Here is a 24,996-nt window from a genome sequence, read left to right on the forward strand (position 1 = left end):
GACGGCCGCAAGCGGCCTACTTGATCTTGGCTTCGGTGTATTTGACGTGCTTGCGGACCACCGGGTCATACTTTTTCATCTCCAGCTTGTCCGGAGTCGTACGCTTATTCTTATCGGTGGTGTAGTAGTGGCCAGTGCCCGCACTGGAAACCAGTTTGATTTTGTCCCGCATAATGGGCTCCTTTAGCTAACGACAGAAAGTTCAGGCAGGCTGGTGAGGCCCGACCCTGCTAGACGCTTTCACCACGCTTGCGCATTTCACCGAGCACCACATCGATGCCCTTCTTGTCGATGATGCGCATGCCCTTGGAGGAGACCCGCAGCCTGATGAAGCGGTTTTCGCTCTCGACCCAGAAGCGGTGACTGTGCAGATTCGGCGAAAAGCGCCGCCGAGTCTTGTTCTGCGCGTGGCTGACGTTGTTACCCGACATCGGGCGTTTTCCCGTCACCTGACAAACCTGCGACATGATCAGGAACCCTTGAAAAAATGAGGCGCGTTTATACACCAGTGCCCGAAGGCGGGCAAGCCGGACCACGCCTGTGGGATGCCATGTTCACTGATTCTGTCAGTAAAACAGCTTAACTCCAGACCCCGCCCTACAGCCAGCCCCGGGACGCGAAGGACACCTCGATCCCCCGGCCTACCACAATATGGTCGAGTACCCGGACATCAATCTTCGCAAGCAGGGTTGCAAGATCCCGGGTCAGATCCAGATCGCTGGCGCTCGGCTCCGCCACCCCCGAAGGATGATTGTGCGCCAGAATCACCGCAGCGGCGTTCAATGCCAGGGCGCGCTGCAGTATGGCCCTGGGATGCACGGAAGCCCGATCCACAGTGCCCTGGAACAGGGATTCGCTGGCGATGAGATGGTGGCGGCTGTCCAGGAACAGGCACAGGAATATCTCCCGGGGCGCGCGCGCCAGCTTCAGACGCAGATGGCGACGGACCGCCTCTGCGCTGGTCAGCAGGGGAGTATCCCGCAGCCGCTCCTCGGCACGGCGCTCGGCCAGAAGCACCGCCGCCTTCAGCCGCGACACCAGCGCAGGGCCCAGACCTGCCTCAAGCAGGAGCACCGCTACCTCTGCGTCGAGTAGATTCCCTAAACCTCCGAACCGCACGATGAGATTGCGCGCCAGCTCGAAAACATCCGTGGTCGAACTTCCGGCCCCCATACAGACGGCAAGCAGGTCTGCATCCGAAAGCCCTTCGCCGCCGCGCTCGAGGAGGTGACGGCGCGGATCCGGCCCTTCTCGCGGCCGCCGCGGACGCTTGCCCTCTCGCGTTGGTGCCTTGATCCGCATGCTATATGATCGCGCCCATGAGCCCGCTCCACGGAATACGCATCCTACTGGGAATCACCGGCGGCATCGCAGCGTACAAAACACCGCAACTTGTGCGCCTTCTGCGCCAGCAGGGTGCGGAGGTTCAGGTCGTGATGACGGCGGGTGCTGCACATTTTGTGACAGCGACCAGCCTGCAGGCGGTGAGCGGACGCCCGGTACGCGATGACCTCTGGGATCCTGCGGCTGAGGCCCACATGGGTCACATCGAACTCGCCCGCTGGGCCCAGCTGCTGCTGGTGGCGCCTGCGACCGCCGATCGTCTCAGCCGTGCCGCAACCGGGCACGCCGACGATCTGCTCGGGGCCATCTGGCTGGCGACCCGAGCTCCGAAATGGCTGGCTCCGGCCATGAACACTGTCATGTGGGAAGCCGCCCCTACCGCACGCAATCTGGCGACGCTCAAAGCCGACGGTGTTCACATCATCGGACCGGAGTACGGCGACCAGGCCTGCGGCGAGACGGGCGATGGCCGCATGGCTGAGCCCGAACAGATCATCGCCCGGCTCTGCGCGGCGGCCAGCGGCCAGCCGCTGGATCAGTCGTCGCCTGCTGATCCAGCTTTTCTGCACGGGAAGCGGGTCGTTATCACCGCGGGCCCCACCCGGGAGGCGATTGACCCCGTGCGCTACATCAGTAATCACAGCTCGGGCAAACAGGGCTACGCCATGGCCGAAGCGGCCCGGGACGCCGGCGCGGAGGTGATACTGATTTCCGGTCCTGTGCGGCTCCAGGCACCGCCCGGAGTCACCCTGATTGCCGTAAACAGTGCACTGGAAATGCACGACGCCAGCCTCCAGCACGCGCCTGACTGCGCCTTGTTCATCGGTGTAGCCGCGGTCGCCGACTACCGCCCGGCGGCGGCGGCCGATCAGAAGATCAAGAAAAAGCCCGGGGCTGGCGGCCGGCTTTCACTGGACCTCATCGAGAACCCGGACATCATCGCCGGCGTCGCAGCGCTTCCTGGCGGCCCTGTGGTAATCGGCTTCGCTGCGGAAACCGAGCAGGCGCTCGCCCATGCCCGCCGGAAGCTCAAGCACAAGGGCCTCGACGCCATCGTCGTCAACGACGTCTCCCGGACTGATATCGGCTTCAACAGCGATGACAACGCTGCAACCCTCATCTGGGCAGAGGGTGAGATGCAGCTGGCAAAACAGGACAAATACTCCCTTGCACAGGCAGTGCTCAGGCAGGTGAGCACCCTTTTTGTGCACCAGTTAGCGCACACCAACCCCGCAGACATGGCAGATTAGCGGCTGGCAAGCCCGAAGCTTGCGTTCTACCATACCGCAGCGACCACACGCGGATCCGCAGCGACACGCCGTGCTGCGGCGGTGTGCCAACGGGCCGAACGGAACACACGGAATCCCTCATGGACAGAGCAAAAAGCGGCGAAACTCCTCTGAAAACGCCGCGGCGACCCTCAGGTCGGAGAACCAGTAACGGAATCTGGAATCACGCCCTCATCGCCATCCTGATCAGCGGTTTCGGACTGTTCTGTACCGGCCTGCTGATGTGGTGGCAGCTTGTCGCCGGAGCCGGAGAAAGCGCTTCCCGGGAACAGATCGAACTCATCAACCGATATTACGCAGGGTTCTTCAACGGCCAGGTTGCGGAGATCAGAGTGCGTTTCGCCGCCTTCGCCAATTCCAGAGAAACCATTGATGCACTGGCGAGCAACGACCCGGAAAGAATCGCCGCGCTGAGCCGCCAGCTCACCGCCCAGCATGGATTCGCCCGCCGTATCGAGATCATTCCGAAGGGTCAGGCGGAGACAGACAATTTCGGCTCTGCGCCCATTTCCTTTGCCGCTCTGAATCTGATTCAGCGCGCCGAAAACGCACCCTTCGTGGGTCCGGAAATTTCCCGAACCCAGGAGGACCTGGTTTTCCTGGCCCAGCCTATTCTGCAGGATGGTGTGGTACGGGGCGTACTCTTCGGCGCCCTCGATAAGAAAGGACTGTTCTTCGATCCTCTGGTGCATATGGATGCCAATCTCGGTCGGGTCACCATCATGCAGTCGCTGGATGGTGCCAGCCCCTACGAAGTGTTTGCCTTTGGTGTAGAGGGTGGCAGTGCAGCACCCCTGCGCACCCAGCTGAACGTGCCGAACTGGGAGCTGAGGTTCGACCCGAACATGGCGGAGCTGAAAGCCCACGCCGGGGTAACCGAGCTGCTTACAGGTCTCGCCATGCTCGCCGCATTCATACTGGCCGCGATTCTGTTCGCTTTTTCCAGCCTGTCGCGCAAGCTGCAGGCAGACGCCGACCAGCTCTCCGGCTATACGCTGCAACTTCTCCGACGCCGCGGTGCGAAGCTCGAACGTTATCGCCTGCCTCTGTTTCAACAGCTGGCGGCCGCATTCGCTCAGAACAGTCGCAATCGCAAGGGCCCGGCTGCGGGGCAGGACGTCGCACTCGAAGATGGCTCAGTGGACGATCTGCTCTCGGAGCCGGCAGCGAAAAAACCGGCGCGGGGCAGCAGGCGGCAGGCCAGGCAGCCGGCAGACGCGGATACCGACGAGCTGCTCGACGACGGCGACAGCTTCCTCGAAGTCGACAACTCCAACAGCGCGGCGGACAACTTCGGTATCGAGGTCAGCGAAGACGTCGGTCCCATCGACATGGGACTGAAGCTGTCTCCCGAAATCTTCCGTGCCTATGACATTCGCGGCATCACTACCCGCAATCTGACAACGGATGTCGTCTACTGGATCGGCCGCGCGTTCGCAGCCGAAGCGCAATCCGAACAACAGACCCGTGTCGCCGTCGGCAGGGACGGTCGCCATTCCTCTGTGACGCTGCAGGAAGCACTGGTCCGCGGACTGACTGAAGGCGGTGTGGACGTACTCGACATCGGTGAAGTTCCGACACCCGTTCTCTACTTTGCAACTCATGCGCTGGATACGGGCACTGGTATCATGATTACCGGCAGCCACAACCCACCGGAATACAACGGTCTGAAGATGATGATCGGCGGTGTAACCCTTGCCGAGGAACGTATCCTTGCGCTGCGTACGCGCATCGAGGAGAACAACCTCAGCGAAGGCAGCGGCGATGTGGAGACCGTCGATCTGAACGATCACTATGTGGACCGGATACTCGAAGACGTGGTCGTCGCTCAGCCCTGCAAAGTCGTCGTTGATTGCGGCAACGGTGTCGCAGGAAATCTGGCACCGAGGCTGATCAGAGAACTGGGTTGCGAAGTCGTGCCCCTGTATTGCGACGTCGACGGCGACTTCCCGAACCACCACCCGGATCCTGCAGATCCGGATACGCTGGAAGACCTGATCACGGTGGTGAAAGCGGAAAAGGCCGATATCGGTCTGGCTTTCGATGGCGACGGCGATCGGCTCGGTGTGGTCACCAGCAGCGGCGAAATCATCTGGCCGGACAAACTGCTGATGCTGTTCGCCCGGGATATTGTCGGACGCAATCCCGGTGCCGACATCATTTATGACGTGAAATGCTCGCGTCACCTCAACAATCTCATCAGCGAGTACGGCGGTCGCCCGATCATGTGGCGCACGGGCCACTCGCACATGAAGGCCAAACTGAAGGAGACCGGTGCGCTTCTTGCGGGGGAATTCAGCGGCCATATCTGTTTCGGCGAGCGCTGGTTCGGCTTCGATGATGCGCTCTACTCAGCTGCGCGACTGCTTGAGATTCTCGGTTCGGAAGACAAATCCGCGGACGAAATCTTCGGTCAGTTTCCGATTACCTACAGCACACCCGAAATCAAGATCGCGACCACCGAGAAAGCAAAGTTCGAAATCATTGAGAAGCTCGCAAAAACCGCGACATGGAGCGACGGCACAGTCACCACGATTGATGGCGTGCGGGTGGACTACGCCGATGGCTGGGGACTGGTGCGCGCTTCGAATACCAGTCCGGTACTCACACTGCGTTTCGAGGCTGACGGTCAGTCAGCGCTGGAAAGAATCCGCAAGATCTTTCAGACTCAGCTGACCAGACTCGATCCCAGCTTGAAGATAGGATAATCCGACATGGCCATTTCCCCGGAACAGGCGCGCAACGTCGCGAGTGTTCTCACCGAAGCATTGCCTTATATACAGCGTTTTCATGGCAGCACCCTGGTCGTGAAATACGGTGGCAACGCCATGGTGGAAGAGCGTTTGAAGAATACCTTCGCCCGCGATGTGGTGCTGATGAAACTCGTCGGACTGAATCCCATCGTCGTACACGGTGGCGGCCCTCAGATAGGCGATCTGCTCAAGCGGCTCAACATCCCGACCCGATTCGTAAATGGCATGCGCGTCACCGACGAACAGACCATGGATGTCGTGGAGATGGTGCTCGGTGGTCTGGTCAACCAGGAAATAGTCTCTCTGATCAATGCCAATGGCGGACGTGCGGTCGGTATCACCGGCAAGGACGGCGATCTCATCCGCGCGCGCAAGCTGCAGGTTTCCCAGACCGGCGCGGAAGTATCTGCGCCTGAGATCATCGACATCGGCCACGTGGGCGAAGTTGCCAGCGTGAATCCCGCCGTCATCAACGCACTGATCCGGGACAACTTCATTCCAGTGATTGCACCGATCGGCGTCGGTCCCAGGGGCACTTCATACAACATCAATGCAGATCTGGTCGCAGGGAAAATCGCTGAAGAGCTTCGTTCGGAAAAACTGATTCTGCTGACCAACAAGCCCGGCATACTCGATGCAGATGGCAATACCATCACCTCCCTGACCCCGGAAGAAGCCCGGAGACTGATGGCCGAGGGTGTCATCAATGAAGGCATGATTCCCAAAACCGATTGTGCGCTTTCTGCGCTTGAACACGGTGTGGCGAGCGTGCAGATCATTGACGGGACCGTGCCCCATTCACTGCTGCTCGAAGTTTTTACGGACGCGGGTATTGGTACCAAGCTGGCCAACGTTTTCGAAGACATTTCTGCTCAAGGCGCTGGAACCTCCGGCAGCAATGGCTAAACCGAATCGCCGTCAGGAAATCCTCGAAGCGCTCGCCACCATGCTGGAGACCCATCCGGGCTCGCGCATCACAACCGCAGCGCTGGCTGCACAGGTGGGGGTTTCGGAAGCGGCCCTTTACCGGCATTTCCCCAGCAAAGCGAAGATGCTGGAAGGTCTGATCGAATTCATCGAAGAAACCCTGTTTGCCCGCATCAGCCGGATCATGACAGAAGAACCCACGGCGCAGAGCCGCTGCAACAAAGTTCTCGGCCTGCTGCTGACCTTCGCTGAGCGGAATCCCGGCATGGCCCGACTGCTGGTGGGGGATGCGCTGCAGGGTGAAACCGAGCGGCTGCGAACCCGCATGCGCCAGGTCTTCGACAGGCTCGAAACTCAGTTGCGGCTGATACTGCGGGAGTGGGCGGTGACGCGTGTGCCAGGACCGGAGCTCGGCACAGCGGCGGGTGCGAATCTGCTGCTGGCAGCTGCGGAAGGTCGCATCAGTCAGTTTGTGCGCAGCGAGTTCCGCAATCTGCCCACCTCGAACTGGGCCGAGCAATGGAAAGCGCTGGAGCGTTCTGTGTTCCGCTGAAGTTCAGCCCGGGCAGGAGATCAGACTCTGCCGCTGTCCTCAGCGCCCCGCAACCGGCTGTTCCCGGTCGCAGCTGCCCCGTTTGAAAAGCCGCCGGTCTTCCTCGAATTCTCCCGCCTTTGCGGGCAACTCGTTGCGCCGGGCTTCCAGCTGGGCGGTCAGGGTCCGGATCTCTGATTCCCGCCGGGCGATCTGGGTAAGCTCGTTTTCGGGAACCGGCGTACCTTCCCGTTCGAAACGGGCAGCGCTCTGCTGCAATCGCTTCAGCTCGGTTTGCGCCAGCTCCACATTCACCTGATCATTCTGCATGCTCTGCTGAGCATTCCGCTCATAGAGCATTTCCGCCTGGTCGATGTCGGCCATGGACTGGTAAAGGCGTTTCACACGGGTGAGGGCTCTTTCGCACTCGTCGAACAGCCGCTCGCGCTCGAGCTTCGCCGCATACTCGTCTTCTGAAAGCTGGGGGGCTACCCGGCGCACCAGGCGTCCGCTCTCATCGATCACGTCGTAACCGTTCGGCACCAGGTGCGGGGGTATCGCATGGCCGATTTCCTGATAACCCTTTTCGTTGATGTAGCGGTAAAGCTGAGCTGCCTGACTGACGGCCGCGGTGAGCAGCAGTGCCAGCAGTCCCGTCGCTAAAATGCTCATTCTTACCATCGCAGCCACCCGCTTCGAACCATCCTCGAAAACAGCTTCCCGTTCACAACCGCCGTGAGAACCCGCACCGCGCTCAAAGTGGTGCCTCACAGAACGCTTTCTGATAGGCCTTCATGGCCGCCAGCAGTGTCGCGGGATGGTTGTCTGACCCCGCATTCAAGTCAAGGTACTCGATCACGTCCTGAAGTGTGAGGATGCTGACGACAGGTACGCCGAGCTCCTGCGCCAGGGCACTCACCGCGGTCTGTGCACCGGCCACCCGCTCCTGACGGTCGAGGGCGATCAGCACCCCGACCAGTGTGCCGCCGGCCGCTCTGATGAGTTGCACAGCTTCACGCACGGCGGTACCTGCGGTCAGCACATCGTCTACCAGCAGCACCCGGCCTGTGACCGGGGCACCGACAAACTGGCCACCCTCACCATGGTCCTTGGCCTCCTTGCGATTAAAGGACCAGCCGGTATCTGTGCCCCTGCGTGCCAGTGCCGCACTGGTGGCAACCGCGATGGGAATGCCTTTGTAGGCCGGTCCGAATACGGTGTCATAGGCCAGATCGAGGCTTTCTATGCGGGACGCATAGGCGTCCCCCAGGGTCGTAATCCCGGCCCCGGTACTGATCATGCCGAGATTGAAGAAATAGGGACTGAGCCTTCCGGATTTGAGCGTGAACTCACCAAACTGGAGCACCCGCTGGTCGATCAGCAGTCGCAGAAGGGTCTGTCGCTGGACGTCCATTCAGGCAGCGCCCTCCAGTGCCCGCTGCTGGAGCTGCAACAGCTCGGCCATACCGGCCCGACCCAGTTTCAGCATGGCGGCCAGTTCCTCATCGGAAAACGGTGCCTTTTCCGCGGTGCCCTGAATCTCCACCATGCCGCCGGAGGCAAGGGAAACCAGATTCATGTCCGTGTCCGCGGTGGAGTCTTCCGCATAATCGAGGTCGAGCACGGGTATACCTTTCCACAATCCTACGGATACAGATGCCACATGCTCCCTGAATGCGCCCTGAACTCCCGCCTGGGAGAGGGCGTCCGCCAGCGCCAGCGAAGCGCCGGTAATCGAGGCAGTGCGGGTGCCACCATCCGCCTGTATCACATCGCAATCGATGCGGATGGTCCGTTCACCAAGCTGCTTCATGTCCACCGCCGAGCGCAGCGAGCGGCCGATGAGGCGCTGAATCTCCAGCGTTCGACCGCCCTGCTTACCCCGGGCGGCCTCGCGATCCACCCGGGTGTGGGTGGAGCCGGGCAACATGCCGTATTCCGCCGTGACCCAGCCCACCCCCGCCCCGCGAAGGAAGCCGGGGACCGACTCCTCTACGAACGCGGTGCAGATTACCCGGGTATCGCCAAATTCCACGAGCACCGACCCCGCTGCATGTCTGGTGAAATTTCTGGTGAAGCGAACGGTTCTGAGCTGGTCGGGCGCGCGCCCGCTGGGTCTGCTGGCTGTCATCGGGTTCCTGATCTGGCTTTCGCTGAGTCGTCTGTACACGACGCCTCTTTCGCGTGGCGGCCATTATAGGGTTCCACCGTGCCGACCACGAGCGCAGTCCCCAGGCGCGGGTTACAATCGGCTCCCTCTCCAGCGGCAAGCCCTTTTTCACATGGTCAACAGCATGACGGCCTTCGCCCGCAGCCAGAGCCACCTCAATCGTCTGGTTCTGACCTGGGAGCTGCGGAGCGTAAATCACCGGTTTCTGGAAACCCAGTTCAGGCTGCCCGAGCAGTTGCGGGGCCTGGAGCATCCGCTGCGGGAAACGACCCGCGCCCACCTGCATCGCGGCAAGCTGGACTGCGCCCTGCGGGTGGAGCGCCAGGGGGGTGATGCCAGTCTCGAGCTCAACCGTCCTTTACTGATTCAGATTCTCGGCATCGTCGAACAGGTCCGCCGGGATGCGCCGGAGCTGGCTGCACCGAGCGCCATCGACCTGCTGCGCTGGCCCGGTGTGATCGGCGACAACGCCAGTCTGGAAGACGACGGGCTTGCCGAGGCGGTCACGGATCTCTTCGAAGAAGCCCTGAGTCAGCTCCTCGAACACCGCCAGCGCGAAGGTACCCAGCTCGCCCAGACCATCAACGAGCGACTCAGTGACATCGACCGTCTGGTCGCCACCATCAAGGCCCGCACCACCTCCTTAAGCCACGAGATCCAGAAGAAACTTGCCGACCGGCTCACTGAGTTGACGGGTCGCGTCGACGCCGAGCGGCTCGAACAGGAGATCGCCCTGCTGGCGCAGCGGGCGGATGTGGCGGAAGAGCTGGACCGGCTGGGCATTCATGTCGAGGAGGCCCGGGGTAATCTGCGCGGAGCGGGCCCCCACGGTCGCCGGCTCGACTTCCTCACCCAGGAGCTCAACCGGGAGGCCAACACCCTGGGTGCTAAATCGAGCATGGCGGAAATCTCCCAGAAAGCCGTGGACCTCAAGGTGGCCATCGAGCAGATCCGCGAACAGGTGCAGAACATCGAATGAGTTCAACCGCCACGACTTCGCCCGTTGCCACGCCGCCGGGTACCCTGTTTATTGTCTCAGCCCCCTCGGGTGCGGGAAAAACCAGCCTGGTGAACGCCCTGCTGGAGAAAGATGCGGCTCTGGCGGTATCCGTATCCCACACCACCCGGCCCCGACGGCCGTCCGAGACCGACGGAGTGAACTATCACTTCGTGAGCCCGGCCCGGTTCGAGGCGATGGTGGCAGCCGGCGATTTTCTCGAACACGCCGAAGTCTTCGGCCACCGCTACGGCACCGCCCGCGCCGTGGTGGATGCACGCCTGGGGCAGGGCGCGGATGTGATTCTCGAAATCGACTGGCAGGGGGCGGCCCAGATCCGTCGCAGCCACCCCGATTCGGTAAGCGTCTTCATCCTGCCACCTTCCACCGCCACCCTCAGAGCCCGGCTGATCAAGCGCGGCCAGGACGACCCTGCGGTGATCGAAACCCGGCTGGCCGAGGCCCGGGGCGAGATGGCTCATCACGCGGAATTCGATTTTCTGGTGGTCAACGACCGCTTCGAAGATGCCCTCGAGGAGCTCTGCGCCATCACCCGGGCACAGCGCTGCCGGCAGGTGCGGCGCGCCGCACTCCTGCAACCGCTGCTGAAGGATCTCTTGTCAGCCCCCTGACCGGCCGCTAAACTCGCGCGCTCGTTTTTCACAACGGTTTCAAGCCCATGGCACGAATTACTGTCGAAGACTGTCTCGATCACGTCGACAACCGCTTTCACCTCGTGATGCTCGCGACCCGCCGTGCCCGACAGATGCGCCGCTATGGTGTGGATCCACTGGTTCCCGAAGAAAACGACAAGCCCACTGTCATCGCCCTCCGGGAAATTGCAGCCGGCCTGATCTCCGAAGAAATGCTTGACGCACAAGAGGCCTCCACGGAGGATGAAGACGTCAAGATCACTTTCTCCGTGGGCAATGACGAGGCCAGCGACTTCTAACGCACGCAAGACCGGCAAGTCCTCCCGCGCGCGTAGCAGACGCGCCGGCGGCCACCTTGCGCATCAGCACACGGGTGCCGAGGCAGCCAAACAGCGAAAGTCCAGCGCCGCCGCCAGCCGGCGAACCCCGTCCGAATCCTTTTTCGCCCGCCGCCTGGCGGATACCGCCCGTCGGGATGCGGTCGCCGCACCGGCAACCATCGATAAACTGCTGAAGCTCGCCGCCAGCTACCTCCCCGCCGAGCACGTCCGCACCATTGCCGAAGCGCACGCGTTCGCGGAATCCGCCCACGCAGGCCAGTGGCGGCGCACGGGGCACTCCTACATCACCCACCCCCTCGCGGTGGCCAACATCCTCGCCAGTCTGCGCATGGATCCGGAAACCATCATCGCCGGCCTGCTCCATGACGTGATCGAAGATACCGGAGTCAGCAAGAAAGACCTCAGCGACCGCTTCGGCGCTTCGGTGGCGGATATTGTGGACGGGGTGTCCAAACTCTCGAAAATCTTCCGCTCCAGGGCCGAAGCCCAGGCGGAGAACTTCCAGAAGATGGCCCTGGCGATGGCCAAGGACATCCGGGTCATCATGGTGAAGATGGCCGACCGGCTGCACAACATGCGCACGATCGGTGTGATGTCTGATGAGCAGCGCAAGCGCATCGCCAGGGAAACCCTCGAGTTCTACGCACCCATCGCCAACCGGCTGGGCATTCACAGCATCAAGCTCGAATTCGAGGAGCTCGGCTTTCACGCCCTCTATCCACTGCGCGCCGACCGGATCGGCGAGGCGGTGCAGACCGCCCGCGGGCGCCGCAAGGAACTGATGGAGGAGTTGCGCAAGTCGATCCGCAAATCGCTGCTGGCCGAGGAGATTCCCGCCGAGGTGCATGGTCGGGAAAAACACCTCTACTCCATCTACCGGAAGATGAAGACCCAGCACAAGTCCTTTTCGGAAATCATGGACGTATTCGGCTTCCGGGTGGTGGTCGACGATGTCGACGACTGCTATCGCGCGCTCGGGGTGGTGCACAATCTCTTCAAGCCCGTTGCCGGCCGCTTCAAGGATTACATCGCGATTCCGAAGGCCAACGGTTACCAGTCGCTGCACACCACACTCTTCGGCATGCACGGTGTACCCATCGAAGTGCAGATCCGCACCAGGCACATGGACGCCGTCGCTGCCAACGGCATAGCCGGGCACTGGCTGTACAAGTCCGAGACCGCGGATTTCGGGCCTTCTCAGCAGCGTGCCCATCGCTGGGTCCGGGACCTGCTCGATCTCCAGCAGCGGGCGGGCAATCCGATGGAGTTCATCGAAAGCCTGAAGGTCGATCTGTTCCCGGACGAGGTTTACGTATTCACTCCGAAAGGCGACATCATGGAGCTGCCGCGAGGCGCATGCCCCGTCGACTTCGCCTACGCCGTGCACACGGATGTCGGCAATCACTGCGTCGCCTGCCGTATCGATCGCAACCTCGCGCCTTTATCGCAGCAGCTGCAGAGTGGTCAGAACGTGGAGATCATCACTTCCCAGGAGGCGCGCCCGAACCCGGACTGGCTGACCTTCGTGGTCTCCAGCAAGGCGCGCAGCGGTATCCGTCAGGCACTCAAGACCCAGCAGAAATCCCAGGCCATCGTCTTCGGCCGCCAGCTGCTCAACCGCTCCCTGGCCACGGCCAACAAGTCCATCAACGACCTCGACTTCCGCCGCCTGCGCCGGGTGTTCAAGGAGTTCGGAGTAAAGCGCCTGGACGATGTACTCGCGGCAATCGGCAACGGACAGTTGATGTCCTACGTCGTTGCCCAGCGGCTGCTGGTCGTCGATGATCCGGATTTCGAAGGGGTGCCGGTGGAGTCCGGCGGGCCGGTGGCTATCCGCGGCGGCGAAGGTCTGGTGATCAACTATGGCCGCTGCTGCGGTCCTGTGCCGGGAGATCCCATCGTCGGTCACATGACTCCTGGCAAGGGGTTCGTGGTGCACGTGGAGACCTGCCCGAACATGGTGGAGATCCGTCGACGCGGGGCGAAAGAGATCATTCCGGCGCACTGGGCGGGCACCGAACACGAGGAGTTCCTCACGACTCTGCGCATCGAAGTGAACCGCAAAAAGGGCATCATCGCGGAGCTTGCCACCACCATTTCGGAGTCGGATGCCGGGGTGGAAAACATCCATGTCGAGGAGCGCAACGCCGAGGTCACCAGTGTGATCGCCCGGCTGTCCATCACCGACCGCCGTCACCTGGCCCGGGTGATCCGCCGCCTGCGCACCGTGCCCAACGTCCTGGGTATCAACCGGGTCAGCGCCTGACCCGCGGTCAGCGCCTGACCCGCATTCAGAGGAAACCAGATGACCAGACGTGCTATCAGTACCACAGCCGCTCCGGCCGCCATCGGCACCTATTCCCAGGCCATCGAGGCCGGCGGGATGGTGTTTCTCTCGGGGCAGATTCCGCTGGTTCCGGACACCATGGTGCTGGTCGACGGGGACATACGCGCCCAGACCGAACAGGTGTTCGTCAATCTTGCCGCGGTTGCGACCGCCGCCGGCGGCAGCCTCGATGATATCGTCAAGCTCACCGTCTACCTCACCGATCTCAGCCACTTCCCCATCGTCAACGAAACCATGTCGCGTCACTTCAGCGAACCGTTCCCCGCTCGCGCCGCCATCGGGGTTTCTGCGCTCCCGAAAGGCGCGGGTGTGGAGGTCGAGGCAATCATGGTGCCCGGTGGCGGGGCCCATTGACCCCCAGCAGCCGGTAACCGCGCTCAGAGGCGTCGGGCCCAGTCTGGCGGAGAAGCTGGCCCGCCTCGGGGTCGAGCGCCTGCTCGATCTGCTGCTGCATCTGCCCAGCCGCTACCAGGATCGCACGCGCATCGTGCCACTGGGTGCCCTGCGCGCAGATCAGGAGGGGCTGGTGTCGGGCCGGATCGTTGCCGCTCGACTGACCTACGGTCGTCGCCGCAGCCTGCTGGTGACCCTCGAGGATGGCACCGGCTTCCTGAATCTGCGCCTGTTCTACTTTTCCCGTGCCCAGCAGGCAGCGCTGCAGCCCGGCATCTACGTGCAGGCCTACGGCCGCGCCCGGTTCGGTCATGAGTCTCTGGAGCTGGTGCATCCCGAATACCGGACCTTTCACGAACCGCCAGGCACACCCGAGGGCACGCTGACCCCCGTGTACCCCATCACCCAGGGCCTGGGTCAGGCGCGCCTGCGCGCGCTCACCGGCCAGCTGCTCGAGCGGGACTGGCCCGAGGGCGAGGGACTGCCCTTCGCTGCCCTGAAATTTCTCCATCGGCCGCCGCCGGCTGCCACTCCGGAGGACATCGCCCATGTCCAGGCAACCGTCGCCCGGGACGAGCTCACTGCCTACTATCTGGTCATGCGGCGGCGTCAGGCGCTGCGCCAGCAACAGCCCGCCGTGCCATTGCCCCAGGCCCAACACCTCGGCCGGCAACTGCTGAAGAACCTGGGATTTGCGCTCACCGGCGCACAAAAACGCGTTGTGCGTGAGGTGCTGGAGGATCTCACCGAGGCCAAACCCATGTGGCGACTGCTGCAGGGTGATGTCGGTGCGGGCAAGACGGTGGTCGCCGCTTTCGCCGCGATCCGCGCCTGCGAGCACGGCTGCCAGACGGCCCTGATGGCCCCCACTGAGATCCTCGCAGAACAACACTATCTGACCTTCTCGGAGTGGCTGACACCCCTGGGCATCCGGGTGGTACTGCTGACCGGTTCCCAGAGCGCGCGGGAGCGTAACCAGGCGCTCGCCGCCATCGGCTCGGGGGAGGCACAGGTCGCGGTAGGTACCCACGCGCTCTTCCAGGACCAGGTGGTGTTCAGGCGGCTGGTGCTGACCATTGTCGATGAGCAGCATCGCTTTGGCGTGCACCAGCGCATGGCCCTGCGCGCCAAGGGCGAACTGCCTCACCAGCTGGTCATGACCGCCACCCCCATCCCCCGAACCCTGACCATGGCGCTCTATGCGGACATGGACGTTTCCGTGATCGACGAGCTGCCCAGCGGCCGCCGGCCGATCGAAACCCGGGTGCTGGCCGATGGCCGCCGTGATGAGGTGATCGCGCGCATGGCGGTACAGCTTGAACGGGGTGAACAGGCTTACTGGATCTGCCCGCTCATAGAGGAGTCCGACGAAGTGCCCGCCGCGTCGGTCGAAACCACCGCCGCCCATCTGATCGAAGCCCTGCCACGGATCCAGGTGGGCGTGCTCCATGGCCGGATGAAGGGTGAGGAAAAGGCGGCCATCATGGCCCGATTCAAGGCCGCCGACATCCAGCTGCTGGTGGCGACCACTGTGGTGGAGGTGGGGGTGGATGTCCCCAACGCCACCCTCATGGTCATCGAAAACCCGGAACGTCTGGGCCTGGCTCAGCTGCACCAGCTCCGGGGTCGGGTGGGTCGGGGCCGGGCTCAGTCCCACTGTGTGCTGCTCTACCACGGCCCGCTGAGCGAGGTCAGTCGCGCCAGACTCGAAGTCATCCGCAGCAGCCAGGATGGCTTTTACATCGCAGAGCAGGATCTGGTGCTGCGGGGTCCCGGCGACCTGATGGGCCTGCGCCAGACGGGCGAACAGCAGTTTCGTATCGCCGATCTGCGCGAACATGCCCACATGATCCCCGAGGCCGTCGCCCTCGGAGACCGGCTGCTCGCCGAAGACCCGGAGACCGTTACCCAGCTTCTGCGCATCTGGGCGCCCGCTGATACCGGACCCATCGGAGTATGAGGCCAGGTTCAGTCTGACCGACCGTTCCGGGCCAAAATCCCATCCCTTTCTATACTTTCTCCAAGTCCCTTCGAGAACAGGCGATTAACATGCCCGAATCCAGCCGCGCCTCCGGCGCATCCCCGCCGCCCGATCTGCCCCGCTGGAGCAACCCGCCCATGGCGGCCCGGGTCCGGGGACTGATCATGTGCGACAGCCAGGGTGAAGTGCAGGTGGTCGCACCCGAAGTCGGGCTCATCGAACACGGCCGCCTCAACCAGACCCTGCAGCGGCAACTCCGGGCCCGCATGTACGATCTCGAAGAGTGCACGAGCGCGGTACCGGGTGACTATCGCCTGCCCGTGGTAGTCGATCAGTGCCTCATTCAGAAATCCGAGCTGGCCCTCGCGGGGGCGATCCCCGGGGAGTACTTCCGCATCCGGGGCGAGGCCCTGGCCCAGCAGTCATTTGAAACCCGCATATTTCCGTTTACTGCCCCGGTGCAGCTCGATCAGCCCAGCGGCAGCCGCGATGCGGACAGGATCCGCATCGATGCCGCGGTGAGCCGCTTTACCGAGCGCCGCATCCAGCAGCGGCTTGACCAGACCCTGCACATTCCACCTCTGCCCGAGGCCGCACGCCGCATCATCGCCCTGCAGGCGACGGACGATTATGACCTCAAGGATCTGGTGGCCATCATCGAGACCGACCCGAGCATCGCCGCCCGCATCATGGGCTGGGCCAACTCGGCCTTCTATCATGTGAATCCGCCCGCAAACTCCATAGATGACGCCGTCATGCGCGTGCTCGGTTTCGACACGGTGCTGAGTATGGCTCTGGGCATGTCGCTGGGTGCCTCACTGAGGCTGCCCGAGTCCCACGTGAACGGTCTGCCCTCCTACTGGCTGGACGCGGTATACACGGCGGCCACCATGGAAGCACTGGCGCGGCAGGTGCCTGCCGGTCAGCGTCCCGAGCGGGGTCTCTGCTATCTGGCCGGCCTGCTCGCCAATTTCGGGACTCTGGTGCTCGGCCATGTTTTCCCGCCCCAGTATCGGGAAATCTGTCTCCTGCAGGAGGTCAACCGCCATCTGCCTCACCTCCACGCAGACACCCACATCCTCGGTGTGGGTCGCGAGGTGCTGGCCAGCGCGCTGCTCGAACAGTGGGAACTGCCGGAGCCGATCTGTGATGCAATCCGCTTCCAGCACGCCGCCGACTATCGGGGCGCGAACGCAACCTATGTGAACCTGCTGCGCGTCGCACGCCAGGCACTGGGAAATCAGGGCATCACCGATCTGCCCCCGGCGGGGCTGCTGCCCGCGGTGGAAGACGCGCGTCTGGGAATCTCCGAGGTTCAACTCGACAGTGTGGTCACGCTGATCCGGGATTCACGGGATCAGCTGGATGGACTGGCAGCCGCGATGTAGCAGGGTCGATCCGAAAGAGCCGTTCAGCGCACCTATACCCCGAGCCGCCTCCGCGTCAGTCAGCGTGCGCCTTCTTCGGGATCACCCGACCTGCATCCGGGTCTTCGAACACCGCCAGATCCAGATCGTTTTCGGACTTCGCCACGATGGTCGCCACCATGGCGTCGCCGGTGATGTTCACGGAAGTGCGCAGCATGTCGAGAAGACGGTCCACACCGATGATCAGCACGATGCCTTCCACCGGCAGGCCGACCTGATTGAGCACCATGGCCAGCATGATGAGGCCGACGCCGGGTACGCCAGCCGTACCGATCGATGCCATGGTTGCTGTAAGGATCACCATCAGATAGTCGGCCAGCGTCAGGTCGATGGCATAGAACTGGGCGATGAAGACCGTGGCCACACCCTGCATGATGGCGGTGCCGTCCATGTTGATGGTCGCACCTAAAGGTATGGCGAAGGCGGCGACTTCATTTTTCACTCCGAGCCGTTGCTCCACCGTGCGCAGGGTGACAGGCAGCGTGGCGCCGCTGGACGCCGTGGAAAAAGCCACCAGCATCGGCTCCCGCATCTTCACAAAGAATTTCACCGGACTCACCCGGCCAAGCAGAGTCAGCAGGGTCGGGAAGACAATGCCGGCATGAACCAGCAGCGCCACAACCACGGTCAGAAAATAGGCGAGCAGTTTGTAGATTTCCTGCCAGCCGACCGAGGCAAACAGCGTCGTCATCAGACAGAAGACGCCCAATGGTGCAAGCTCGATCAGCAGTGTGATGAGTTTCATCATCACGGTATTGAGATCGTCGAAAAGCGCCAGCAGCCGGGTCCCTGCCGGACCGCTGCGACTCAGAGCAATGCCCAGCAGCAGCGCAAACAGAATGACCTGCAGCATGTTGCCTTCCGCCATGGCCGCAACCGGATTGGTGGGGAAGATGTTCACGAACGTGTCTTTGATCGGTGTCGGATCTTTCGCCACGAACTCGGTCAAGACCACTTCCTTACCCCGCGCGCCTTCACCGGGTGCCACGATGGTGGCCAGCAGCAGTGCGACCGAGATCGCGATTGAGGTCGTCAGCAGATACAGGCCGATGGTTTTACCGCCGACCCGGCCCATGTTGCCATGACTGCCGAGGCTGGCCGCACCGCAGATCAGGGAAATGAAGACCAGGGGAACCACCATGAGCATCAGCGAGCGGATGAAGATGTCGCCACCGGCATCGACAAAGCCATCCACGACGACACTGCGCAACCAGTGCTCTGCCGGCAGACCGAGTGCCTGCACACCCAGCCCCAGCACGACGCCGGCAGCCATGCCGATGAGAATACGGACGGTCAGGTTCATGTGCGCTCCTTAGGGACCGGATGCCGGCATCCGCCAGACCCGTTCGGTCGAAGTTCTCGCCGACCGGACGATCAGCCGATCTCGATCATCTCGAAGTCTTCCTTGCTGACGCCACACTCGGGGCACACGAAATCCTCCGGGACATCTTCCCAGCGGGTGCCGGGGGCGATGTTTTCATCTTCGTAGCCTTCGGCCTCGTCGTAGATCCAGCCGCAGACGATGCACTGCCATTTACGCATGGGTTTTTCCTTGTCGGCCGCTTACACGGCATGCGCTCCGCGACATCCTGAGATACCTGCGGCGCTTCTGAAGCAAGGCCGGTAAGCTACTGGTCCGATCCCTAAAAATCAATGTACGCGAGCCGCCCGCCCAGCGTGAATCCGCTACACTGCCCGGCGCACGGTCATCATGCTGCGACACAAAATCAACTACCGACCCTACCTTCAGCTGATGCGGCTCGATAAGCCGGTGGGCACACTGCTGCTGCTCTGGCCTACTCTCGCCGCCCTGTTTCTGGCAGCCGGAAACTGGCCGCCCCTGCACCTAGTTCTGGTGTTTGCCGCCGGCACATTGCTGATGCGTACCGCAGGCTGCGTGATCAACGACCTCGCGGACCGCGACTTCGACGGCGCCGTCGCACGCACCGCGAATCGACCCCTGGCAACCCGGCGCATTCCCATCGCTCACGCCTTCGGCATTCTCGTCCTCCTGCTGCTGGCCAGTGCTGCACTGCTGCTTGCGCTCAATCCGATTACGCGCTGGCTGGCCCTCGCCGGTGTCGCCATCGCCGCCCTCTATCCCTTTCTGAAACGCTGGACCTATCTGCCTCAGGTCGGCCTGGGCGCTGCATTCAGCTGGGGACTGCCTATGGCCTACGCTGCCGTGCAGGGCGAAGTGCCCCCCGTGGCCTGGCTGCTGTTCATCGCGAGCCTGCTGTGGATCGTGGCCTATGACACCCTCTATGCAATGGTCGACCGGGACGATGATCTCAAGGTCGGTATCCGTTCCACCGCCATCCTGTTCGGGTCGGCGGACCGCCTGATGGTCGGTCTGCTGCAGACGGCCACGCTGACCACACTGCTGATGCTGGCTTCTCAGCAGGACTATGCAGGATTCTTTCAGGCAGGCGTTGTCGCCGCCGGAGGCTTCTTCGTCTACCAGCAGTATCTGATCCGCGATCGCACCAAAGCCGGATGCTTCGCAGCCTTTCTCAACAATGTCTGGGTCGGGTTTGCGCTGTTCCTCGGCAGTGTGGCTGAGGTTGTGCTGGCCAGCGGGACGGCACCGGTCTGAACACAATGCGCACCACCCATTTCATCGATCGGATCACCCGCAGCATCGGACATACCGTGTCCTGGTGCATGGCCATCATGGTGGCATCTACTCTGCTGGTGGTGCTGCTCCGCTATCTGGCGGGCGACGGTTCCATTGTTCTGCAGGAAGCCGTGCTCTACCTGCACGCCACCAGCTTCATGCTCGGCATCGGCTACGCGCTGCAGCAGGACGCCCATGTGCGTGTCGACGTTTTCTACACCCGCCGCAGTCCGGCAGGCAAAGCCTGGGTGAATCTGTCTGGTCACCTGTTTCTACTGGTACCGGTGGCAGTCACCATACTCTGGACCAGCCTGCCCTATGTGGCGGCATCCTGGCGGGTGCTGGAAGGTTCGCCGGAAGTCGGCGGCATTCCGGGGATTTTTCTGCTGAAGAGCCTGCTGCCTCTGACCGCCGGTCTGCTGCTGTTACAGGGCGTGGCAGAAAGCGTTCGCTCGATCAGCCTGCTTCGCCGCGGTGTCCCGGTCGATGGACGCTGAGCTGATTCCCCTGCTGCTGTTCGCTGCGGTGTTTGCCGTGTTGTTACTCGGTTACAACGTTGCGCTCACTCTGGCAGGTGTGTCGCTGCTGTTTGCCTTCGCCGGAGTTGCGCTGGGCAGTTTCAATCCTACCGACTTCGGTTTCATTCCCAATCGCCTGTTCGGGGTGATGACCAACCCAACCATGATCGCGGTACCCCTGTTTGTATTCATGGGCGTGATGCTTGAAAAAACGCGTATCGCCGAGCGCCTTCTCACCCAGCTGACCACGGCAATGATGGGCCTGCGTGGCGGTCTCGGACTTGCGGTAGTGATCGTCGGCATGCTCCTCGCGGCGAGCACGGGCATCGTCGGCGCTACTGTGGTGACCATGGGTCTGATGGCGTTGCCGACCATGTTACGCGCCGGATACGACCCCCGGCTTGCCACCGGGGTGATCACGGCCACCGGGACGCTCGGCCAGATCATTCCGCCTTCCATCGCACTGGTCCTGCTCGGTGACGTGTTATCCAACGCCTATCAGCAGGCGCAGCTTAGCCAGGGTGTCTTCGCGCCGAAGACGGTGTCCGTCGGCGATCTGTTTGCCGGCGCGCTGCTGCCCGGACTGCTGCTGGTGTTCTTCTACCTTGCCTACGTGCTTGCCGTCGCCTTTCTCAGACCCGCACAAGCACCAGCGGCGGCGGTTGCCGCGGTGCCTGGCGTTGCCGCACCTGAATCAGCACCGGAGCTCACGGGAGGCGCAACCCTCCACGGCACAGATCCGTCTGTCAGGCGCAACCACTACTGGCTGCTGCTGCGCGACCTGCTTGCACCGCTGGGACTGATCGTGCTGGTACTCGGTTCCATACTCGGCGGCTTCGCAACGCCAACCGAGGCCGCAGGTGTTGGCGCTGCCGGCGCAAGTGCACTCGCACTGTTCGGCTCCGGTCTGGACCTCACCACCCTGAGGGACGTCTGCCGCTCCACGCTCACCACCACAGCCATGGTGTTCTTCATCCTGATCGGCGCATCGATTTTCACCCTGGTGTTCCGCGGCTTCGGCGGCGATGTGCTCGTGCACGGCTGGCTGGTGGATCTGCCCGGCGGCATGTGGGGCGCGCTGGGAATCGTCATGCTGGTCATCTTTCTGCTGGGCTTCATGCTCGACTTCATTGAGATCACCTATGTGGTGGTGCCCATCGTCGGGCCCGCGCTGCTCGCCATGGGTATGGATCCGGTCTGGCTCGGCGTGCTCATTGCCGTGAATCTGCAGACCTCCTTCCTCACTCCACCCTTCGGTTTTGCGCTCTTCTATCTTCGCGGGGCGGCCCCGGACTCGGTCAGAACTCTGGACATCTATCGCGGCGCTGTCCCCTTCATAGGCCTGCAGCTGTTACTGCTGGCGCTCCTGTTCACCTGGCCGAGTCTGGCTACCTGGCTGCCGGGAGCCCTCTATCACTGACGATCACACACCGACTGTGCTCACCGATCTGCGGATCTGGGATGGCGAGCGCCTGCTGGCCGCAGACACCCTGATCATCACCGGCAGCCGGATCAGGGCGGTGTGCGCCAAAGCGGACCTGGCCGGCATGCCGGAGGTCTGTGCCGCAGCGGTCATCGCCCTGCCGGGGTGCACGGCGCTGCCGGGCCTGATCGACGCCCACGTGCACATGGTGCTCGACCCGGATGACAGTTCACCCCCCGCTGCCGACTTCCTGCCGGACCTTGCGGCGATGCGCACCAGAGCGGCGGCGATGGTGCGGGCGGGTATTACCACTGCCCGGGATCTGGGCGGGGGCGCCTGGCGGGAGCTGATCCTGCGGGATGCCATCGGTCGGGGTGAGGTCCCGGGACCCCGGCTGTTGTGCGCCGGCCAGCCGGTGACCTGTCCCGGGGGGCATTGTCACTTCTGGGGCGGAGCAGCGGCGAACATCGCCGAGGCGCGCAGGGTCATCGATCGTCAGGTCCAGCATGGGGTCGATCTGATCAAGGTCATGGCCACGGGCGGCAGATTCACCCGGGGTTCGAAACCTCTGGACCCCCAGTTCGATCAGCAGACCCTCGAAGCCATCGTGAGTGCGGCCAGGGACCAGGGTCTGCCCGTGGCCGCCCACTGCCACGGCACACCCGGCATCGATGCCGCCGCCCGGGCCGGCGTACACAGCATCGAACACTGCTCCTGGGTGGGCGAAGGCGGCTGGGCGGCCGACTACCAGGAAGCCGTGGCCCGGCGCATGCTGGAGCGGGGAGTGTGGGTGTCACCGACCATCAACCGGGGCTGGCAGCGGATGCTGCAAGGCAGTCCGACGCTGCCGCGCATGCGGCACGCCCTGCAGCATATGCGCGAAATGGGTATCCAGATCATGGCGTCCACGGACGCCGGCATACCCGGTGTCTATCATCATGAACTGCCCGAGGCTCTGGCCGTGCTCTCAGCAGTTGCCGAGCTGAGCCCGGAACTGACCCTGCGCAGCGCGACCGCAGATGCCGCACAGGGTCTCGGACTGGGTGCGCTGACCGGCCGACTTGCCCCCGGTCGGGCGGCGGACGTGCTGGTGGTGGACGGTGATCCCCTGCTCGATCTGGCCGCCCTCACCCGCCCGGTCGCCGTCTGGGCCGCCGGGCGTGTTGCGCGGGCGCCCGCCTAGCAGCGGTCCAGAAAACGCCTGCTACAGGCCACTATTTTCAGGGGCGTCCGATCCGCCATCGTCCATGCCGCGCCAGCGCGGCGGGCGCTTCTCCAGGAACGCACTCACACCTTCGGCATAGTCGGGCTCGCGCATCATGGCATTGAGCAGCGCTTCCGAATCGACAACGGCGGATGCCACATCCCGGTGCAGGTCCCGGTAGACCTGCCAGCGCGTCTGCCGCAGCGAGCCGGGGGATACGCTGTGCATCAGTCGACGCGCGTAATCGAGGGTGGCTCCAAGTACTGCCTCCGGAGCATGGACTTCATTCACCAGACCCAGGGAGAGAGCCTCTTCCGCAGTGAAGACACGGCTCGACAGCAGCAGTTCGTTGGCCCGGGTCAGACCGATCATGCGCGGCAGCAGCCAGGACAGCCCGTACTCGGCAGGCAGATTCAGCTTGCCGTGGGCGGTGGTGAAGCGCGCGCCCGCAGCAGCGAAGCGCAGGTCGGCGAAACAGGCCAGTGCCAGTCCGACCCCGGCCGCCGGGCCATTCAGCGCTGCCAGCACCGGTTTCCGCAGTCCGAAATGGTAGGCGAAACTCGCATCGAAACTGCTGTCTGTGCCGTAGCCGGGTCGCGCCAGGGTCTCCGGAGTACCGGGATCGTAGCCGCCCTTCTTTGCATGACCGGCCAGCGCTTCGGCATCGCCGCCCACACAGAATCCCCGTCCTTTGCCGGTCACGACGATGACGCGCACGGCCGGATCAGAGTCCAGTTCGGCCAGACAGTGGCGGTATTCGGTGTGCATCCTGCCGGTCCAGGCATTGAGCCTGTCGGGGCGCGCCAGGGTGATCACCCCGATACCGTCTTCGATAGCCAGCTCCGTTGCTTTGAGCTCCATGTCAGCGGGGGGTCGATCCGGCAGCCGTGCCCGCAGCGGCCGAGCTCGACGAACCCGCGTCCGCAGAGCGCGCGTTCATATAAGCGCGTTCGGTGATGTCCTGGTATGCCTCGAGCACTTTCTGATGTTCCCGCTGGGATTCCAGTATCCGCTCCGACAGAGGATCGCCCGCGGCGGACTCCCGAACCACGGCAGCCGAGGCTACTTTCAGAGCGGCCAGCACATCCGCCGGGAACGCCCGCAGCTGCACCCCGTGTTCCTCCACCAGGGTCTGCAGGGCCTGGGCATTGCGCATGGTGAATTCGCTGAGCATGTCGTCGCTGCTCGCCTGGGCGGCAGTTTCCACCATCACCTGCAGGTCCTCCGGCAGGGTGGCCCAGGCCTTCGCATTGACCAGTGTTTCGATGGCGGCACCCGGTTCATGCCAGCCCGGGTAATAGTAGTAGCGCGCGGCGGTGTGCAGGCCCAGGGTCAGATCGTTGTAAGGGCCCACCCATTCGGTCGCATCTATCACTCCGGTCTGCAGCGCGGTGAAGACTTCGCTGCCGGGCAGCACAACCGGGACACCGCCCACCCGCGCCAGCACCTCACCACCGAGCCCGGGAATGCGCATCTGCAATCCTTTCAGGTCCGCGACCGATTGGATCTCCTTGTTGAACCAGCCCCCCATCTGTGGACCGGAGCTCCCTGCCAGGAAGGGAATCAGTCCGAAAGGCGCGTACAGTTCCCGCCACAGCTCCATTCCGCCACCGTAGCGCATCCAGCCATTCATCTCCTGGGCCGTCATGCCGAAGGGAATGGTGGAGAACACTGCGGCGACCGGCAGCTTGCCGCGCCAGTAATAGGAAGCACCATTGCCCATCTCGGCGGTGCCTTGAGACACCGCATCGAAGACTTCGAAGGCGCCCACGAGTTCACCGGCGCCGTAGACGGTGATATCGAGCCGGCCATTGCTCATGACCCGAACATTCCGGGCGAAACGTTCGACCGCAGTGCCAAGCGCGGGCAGATTCTTCGGCCAGGTGGTAATGAGTTTCCAGCGGAAGCGCTGGGCCGTCTCAGGAGCCCCGGAAGCTGCCGCGCCTGCCGCGTTGGGGCTCGAATCTGTCTGCCCGCAGCCGCCGCTGGTGAGCAGCAGTGCGATCGCCAGACCAAAAGCCCGGCTGCATCGTCTGACCCCGCCAGCCACCCCTGCCGATCCGAAATGCATTGCCATCTG

25 protein-coding genes are annotated in these 24,996 nt (G+C 63.1%); 15 read left to right on the top strand and 10 right to left on the bottom strand.

What is annotated here, in order from left to right:
- Window positions 1-16: 16 nt before the first annotated feature.
- The 3 genes from rpmG to radC all read right to left on the bottom strand — a co-directional run bounded on the left by rpmG (window position 17) and on the right by radC (window position 1,302).
- The gene (gene rpmG / locus R3E82_22710; protein ID MEZ5553707.1) at window positions 17-172 is read right to left on the bottom strand and encodes a 50S ribosomal protein L33; all 156 of its coding nucleotides are present in this window, start codon (window positions 170-172) and stop codon (window positions 17-19) included.
- Between the two features lie 58 nt (window positions 173-230).
- The gene (gene rpmB, locus R3E82_22715) at window positions 231-467 is read right to left on the bottom strand and encodes a 50S ribosomal protein L28 (protein ID MEZ5553708.1); all 237 of its coding nucleotides are present in this window, start codon (window positions 465-467) and stop codon (window positions 231-233) included.
- 130 nt (window positions 468-597) lie between these two features.
- Window positions 598-1,302, bottom strand: a complete 705-nt coding sequence (gene radC, locus R3E82_22720) for a DNA repair protein RadC (GenBank protein ID MEZ5553709.1) — start codon at window positions 1,300-1,302, stop codon at window positions 598-600.
- A 17-nt stretch (window positions 1,303-1,319) separates the two neighbouring features.
- Between radC and coaBC the strand changes: the two genes are divergently transcribed.
- The 4 genes from coaBC to slmA all read left to right on the top strand — a co-directional run bounded on the left by coaBC (window position 1,320) and on the right by slmA (window position 6,866).
- Window positions 1,320-2,594, top strand: a complete 1,275-nt coding sequence (coaBC, locus tag R3E82_22725) for a bifunctional phosphopantothenoylcysteine decarboxylase/phosphopantothenate--cysteine ligase CoaBC (GenBank protein MEZ5553710.1) — start codon at window positions 1,320-1,322, stop codon at window positions 2,592-2,594.
- Between the two features lie 119 nt (window positions 2,595-2,713).
- Window positions 2,714-5,341: a phosphomannomutase/phosphoglucomutase gene (locus R3E82_22730; GenBank protein MEZ5553711.1), complete on the top strand. Its 2,628-nt coding sequence runs from the start codon at window positions 2,714-2,716 to the stop codon at window positions 5,339-5,341.
- A gap of 6 nt (window positions 5,342-5,347) precedes the next feature.
- A complete protein-coding gene (argB, locus tag R3E82_22735; protein MEZ5553712.1) occupies window positions 5,348-6,292 on the top strand; it encodes an acetylglutamate kinase in 945 nt (314 codons plus the stop codon).
- Window positions 6,285-6,866: a nucleoid occlusion factor SlmA gene (slmA, locus tag R3E82_22740; GenBank protein ID MEZ5553713.1), complete on the top strand. Its 582-nt coding sequence runs from the start codon at window positions 6,285-6,287 to the stop codon at window positions 6,864-6,866. The genes argB and slmA overlap by 8 nt, the downstream gene beginning before the upstream one ends.
- Before the next feature lie 39 nt (window positions 6,867-6,905).
- Here the strand turns inward: slmA and R3E82_22745 are convergent, their stop codons facing one another.
- The 3 genes from R3E82_22745 to rph form a co-directional block, all read right to left on the bottom strand.
- Window positions 6,906-7,517, bottom strand: coding sequence for a hypothetical protein (locus R3E82_22745; protein MEZ5553714.1), 612 nt, complete (start codon window positions 7,515-7,517; stop codon window positions 6,906-6,908).
- 82 nt (window positions 7,518-7,599) lie between these two features.
- Window positions 7,600-8,259 (bottom strand): orotate phosphoribosyltransferase, encoded by a 660-nt coding sequence (gene pyrE, locus R3E82_22750; GenBank protein MEZ5553715.1) that lies wholly within the window; start codon window positions 8,257-8,259, stop codon window positions 7,600-7,602.
- A complete protein-coding gene (gene rph / locus R3E82_22755; protein MEZ5553716.1) occupies window positions 8,260-8,976 on the bottom strand; it encodes a ribonuclease PH in 717 nt (238 codons plus the stop codon).
- Between the two features lie 163 nt (window positions 8,977-9,139).
- On the opposite strand from rph, the gene R3E82_22760 reads away from it, so the two are divergent.
- From R3E82_22760 to R3E82_22790, 7 genes are all read left to right on the top strand, one after another.
- A complete protein-coding gene (locus tag R3E82_22760; GenBank protein ID MEZ5553717.1) occupies window positions 9,140-9,994 on the top strand; it encodes a YicC/YloC family endoribonuclease in 855 nt (284 codons plus the stop codon).
- On the top strand, window positions 9,991-10,644 hold the full coding sequence (gene gmk, locus R3E82_22765; GenBank protein MEZ5553718.1) for a guanylate kinase: 654 nt from the start codon (window positions 9,991-9,993) through the stop codon (window positions 10,642-10,644). Before R3E82_22760 ends, gmk begins: the two co-directional genes overlap by 4 nt.
- Window positions 10,645-10,691: 47 nt before the next feature.
- Window positions 10,692-10,964: a DNA-directed RNA polymerase subunit omega gene (gene rpoZ / locus R3E82_22770; GenBank protein MEZ5553719.1), complete on the top strand. Its 273-nt coding sequence runs from the start codon at window positions 10,692-10,694 to the stop codon at window positions 10,962-10,964.
- Complete coding sequence (locus R3E82_22775) at window positions 10,942-13,272, top strand: bifunctional (p)ppGpp synthetase/guanosine-3',5'-bis(diphosphate) 3'-pyrophosphohydrolase (protein ID MEZ5553720.1); 2,331 nt, start codon at window positions 10,942-10,944, stop codon at window positions 13,270-13,272. The genes rpoZ and R3E82_22775 overlap by 23 nt, the downstream gene beginning before the upstream one ends.
- Window positions 13,273-13,311: 39 nt before the next feature.
- Entirely contained in the window at window positions 13,312-13,707 is a 396-nt protein-coding gene (locus R3E82_22780) for a RidA family protein (GenBank protein ID MEZ5553721.1), read from the top strand.
- Entirely contained in the window at window positions 13,691-15,706 is a 2,016-nt protein-coding gene (gene recG / locus R3E82_22785) for an ATP-dependent DNA helicase RecG (protein MEZ5553722.1), read from the top strand. Before R3E82_22780 ends, recG begins: the two co-directional genes overlap by 17 nt.
- Before the next feature lie 89 nt (window positions 15,707-15,795).
- Entirely contained in the window at window positions 15,796-17,115 is a 1,320-nt protein-coding gene (locus R3E82_22790; GenBank protein MEZ5553723.1) for an HDOD domain-containing protein, read from the top strand.
- A gap of 55 nt (window positions 17,116-17,170) precedes the next feature.
- Here the strand turns inward: R3E82_22790 and R3E82_22795 are convergent, their stop codons facing one another.
- Together R3E82_22795 and R3E82_22800 are read right to left on the bottom strand one after the other, a co-directional pair.
- The gene (locus R3E82_22795; GenBank protein MEZ5553724.1) at window positions 17,171-18,457 is read right to left on the bottom strand and encodes a dicarboxylate/amino acid:cation symporter; all 1,287 of its coding nucleotides are present in this window, start codon (window positions 18,455-18,457) and stop codon (window positions 17,171-17,173) included.
- Window positions 18,458-18,528: 71 nt separating this feature from the next.
- Window positions 18,529-18,696 carry a rubredoxin gene (locus R3E82_22800; protein ID MEZ5553725.1) on the bottom strand — a complete coding sequence of 56 codons (168 nt, stop codon included), beginning with the start codon at window positions 18,694-18,696 and terminating at the stop codon, window positions 18,529-18,531.
- A 169-nt stretch (window positions 18,697-18,865) separates the two neighbouring features.
- Between R3E82_22800 and ubiA the strand changes: the two genes are divergently transcribed.
- The 4 genes from ubiA to R3E82_22820 are packed head-to-tail and all read left to right on the top strand — an operon-like array spanning window position 18,866 to window position 22,895.
- Complete coding sequence (ubiA, locus tag R3E82_22805; GenBank protein MEZ5553726.1) at window positions 18,866-19,750, top strand: 4-hydroxybenzoate octaprenyltransferase; 885 nt, start codon at window positions 18,866-18,868, stop codon at window positions 19,748-19,750.
- A 5-nt stretch (window positions 19,751-19,755) separates the two neighbouring features.
- On the top strand, window positions 19,756-20,268 hold the full coding sequence (locus tag R3E82_22810) for a TRAP transporter small permease subunit (protein ID MEZ5553727.1): 513 nt from the start codon (window positions 19,756-19,758) through the stop codon (window positions 20,266-20,268).
- Window positions 20,258-21,709, top strand: coding sequence for a TRAP transporter large permease subunit (locus R3E82_22815; GenBank protein MEZ5553728.1), 1,452 nt, complete (start codon window positions 20,258-20,260; stop codon window positions 21,707-21,709). Before R3E82_22810 ends, R3E82_22815 begins: the two co-directional genes overlap by 11 nt.
- Before the next feature lie 16 nt (window positions 21,710-21,725).
- On the top strand, window positions 21,726-22,895 hold the full coding sequence (locus R3E82_22820; protein MEZ5553729.1) for an amidohydrolase family protein: 1,170 nt from the start codon (window positions 21,726-21,728) through the stop codon (window positions 22,893-22,895).
- Window positions 22,896-22,916: 21 nt separating this feature from the next.
- Here the strand turns inward: R3E82_22820 and R3E82_22825 are convergent, their stop codons facing one another.
- Window positions 22,917-23,777, bottom strand: a complete 861-nt coding sequence (locus tag R3E82_22825; protein MEZ5553730.1) for an enoyl-CoA hydratase-related protein — start codon at window positions 23,775-23,777, stop codon at window positions 22,917-22,919.
- 1 nt (window position 23,778) lies between these two features.
- On the bottom strand, window positions 23,779-24,993 hold the full coding sequence (locus tag R3E82_22830) for a TRAP transporter substrate-binding protein (GenBank protein MEZ5553731.1): 1,215 nt from the start codon (window positions 24,991-24,993) through the stop codon (window positions 23,779-23,781).
- Window positions 24,994-24,996 lie beyond the last annotated feature (3 nt).

The organism is Pseudomonadales bacterium, from assembly GCA_041395945.1.
Classification (GTDB): Bacteria; Pseudomonadota; Gammaproteobacteria; order Pseudomonadales; family Azotimanducaceae; genus SZUA-309.

Bases quoted from the DNA above. Each gene is read 5' to 3' on its own strand.
- rpmG (MEZ5553707.1), bottom strand. From the start codon at position 172: ATGCGGGACAAAATCAAACTGGTTTCCAGTGCGGGCACTGGCCACTAC.
- rpmB (MEZ5553708.1), bottom strand. From the start codon at position 467: ATGTCGCAGGTTTGTCAGGTGACGGGAAAACGCCCGATGTCGGGTAAC.
- radC (MEZ5553709.1), bottom strand. From the start codon at position 1,302: ATGCGGATCAAGGCACCAACGCGAGAGGGCAAGCGTCCGCGGCGGCCG.
- coaBC (MEZ5553710.1), top strand. From the start codon at position 1,320: ATGAGCCCGCTCCACGGAATACGCATCCTACTGGGAATCACCGGCGGC.
- R3E82_22730 (MEZ5553711.1), top strand. From the start codon at position 2,714: ATGGACAGAGCAAAAAGCGGCGAAACTCCTCTGAAAACGCCGCGGCGA.
- argB (MEZ5553712.1), top strand. From the start codon at position 5,348: ATGGCCATTTCCCCGGAACAGGCGCGCAACGTCGCGAGTGTTCTCACC.
- slmA (MEZ5553713.1), top strand. From the start codon at position 6,285: ATGGCTAAACCGAATCGCCGTCAGGAAATCCTCGAAGCGCTCGCCACC.
- R3E82_22745 (MEZ5553714.1), bottom strand. From the start codon at position 7,517: ATGAGCATTTTAGCGACGGGACTGCTGGCACTGCTGCTCACCGCGGCC.
- pyrE (MEZ5553715.1), bottom strand. From the start codon at position 8,259: ATGGACGTCCAGCGACAGACCCTTCTGCGACTGCTGATCGACCAGCGG.
- rph (MEZ5553716.1), bottom strand. From the start codon at position 8,976: ATGACAGCCAGCAGACCCAGCGGGCGCGCGCCCGACCAGCTCAGAACC.
- R3E82_22760 (MEZ5553717.1), top strand. From the start codon at position 9,140: ATGACGGCCTTCGCCCGCAGCCAGAGCCACCTCAATCGTCTGGTTCTG.
- gmk (MEZ5553718.1), top strand. From the start codon at position 9,991: ATGAGTTCAACCGCCACGACTTCGCCCGTTGCCACGCCGCCGGGTACC.
- rpoZ (MEZ5553719.1), top strand. From the start codon at position 10,692: ATGGCACGAATTACTGTCGAAGACTGTCTCGATCACGTCGACAACCGC.
- R3E82_22775 (MEZ5553720.1), top strand. From the start codon at position 10,942: ATGACGAGGCCAGCGACTTCTAACGCACGCAAGACCGGCAAGTCCTCC.
- R3E82_22780 (MEZ5553721.1), top strand. From the start codon at position 13,312: ATGACCAGACGTGCTATCAGTACCACAGCCGCTCCGGCCGCCATCGGC.
- R3E82_22790 (MEZ5553723.1), top strand. From the start codon at position 15,796: ATGCCCGAATCCAGCCGCGCCTCCGGCGCATCCCCGCCGCCCGATCTG.
- R3E82_22795 (MEZ5553724.1), bottom strand. From the start codon at position 18,457: ATGAACCTGACCGTCCGTATTCTCATCGGCATGGCTGCCGGCGTCGTG.
- R3E82_22800 (MEZ5553725.1), bottom strand. From the start codon at position 18,696: ATGCGTAAATGGCAGTGCATCGTCTGCGGCTGGATCTACGACGAGGCC.
- ubiA (MEZ5553726.1), top strand. From the start codon at position 18,866: ATGCTGCGACACAAAATCAACTACCGACCCTACCTTCAGCTGATGCGG.
- R3E82_22810 (MEZ5553727.1), top strand. From the start codon at position 19,756: ATGCGCACCACCCATTTCATCGATCGGATCACCCGCAGCATCGGACAT.
- R3E82_22815 (MEZ5553728.1), top strand. From the start codon at position 20,258: ATGGACGCTGAGCTGATTCCCCTGCTGCTGTTCGCTGCGGTGTTTGCC.
- R3E82_22825 (MEZ5553730.1), bottom strand. From the start codon at position 23,777: ATGGAGCTCAAAGCAACGGAGCTGGCTATCGAAGACGGTATCGGGGTG.
- R3E82_22830 (MEZ5553731.1), bottom strand. From the start codon at position 24,993: ATGGCAATGCATTTCGGATCGGCAGGGGTGGCTGGCGGGGTCAGACGA.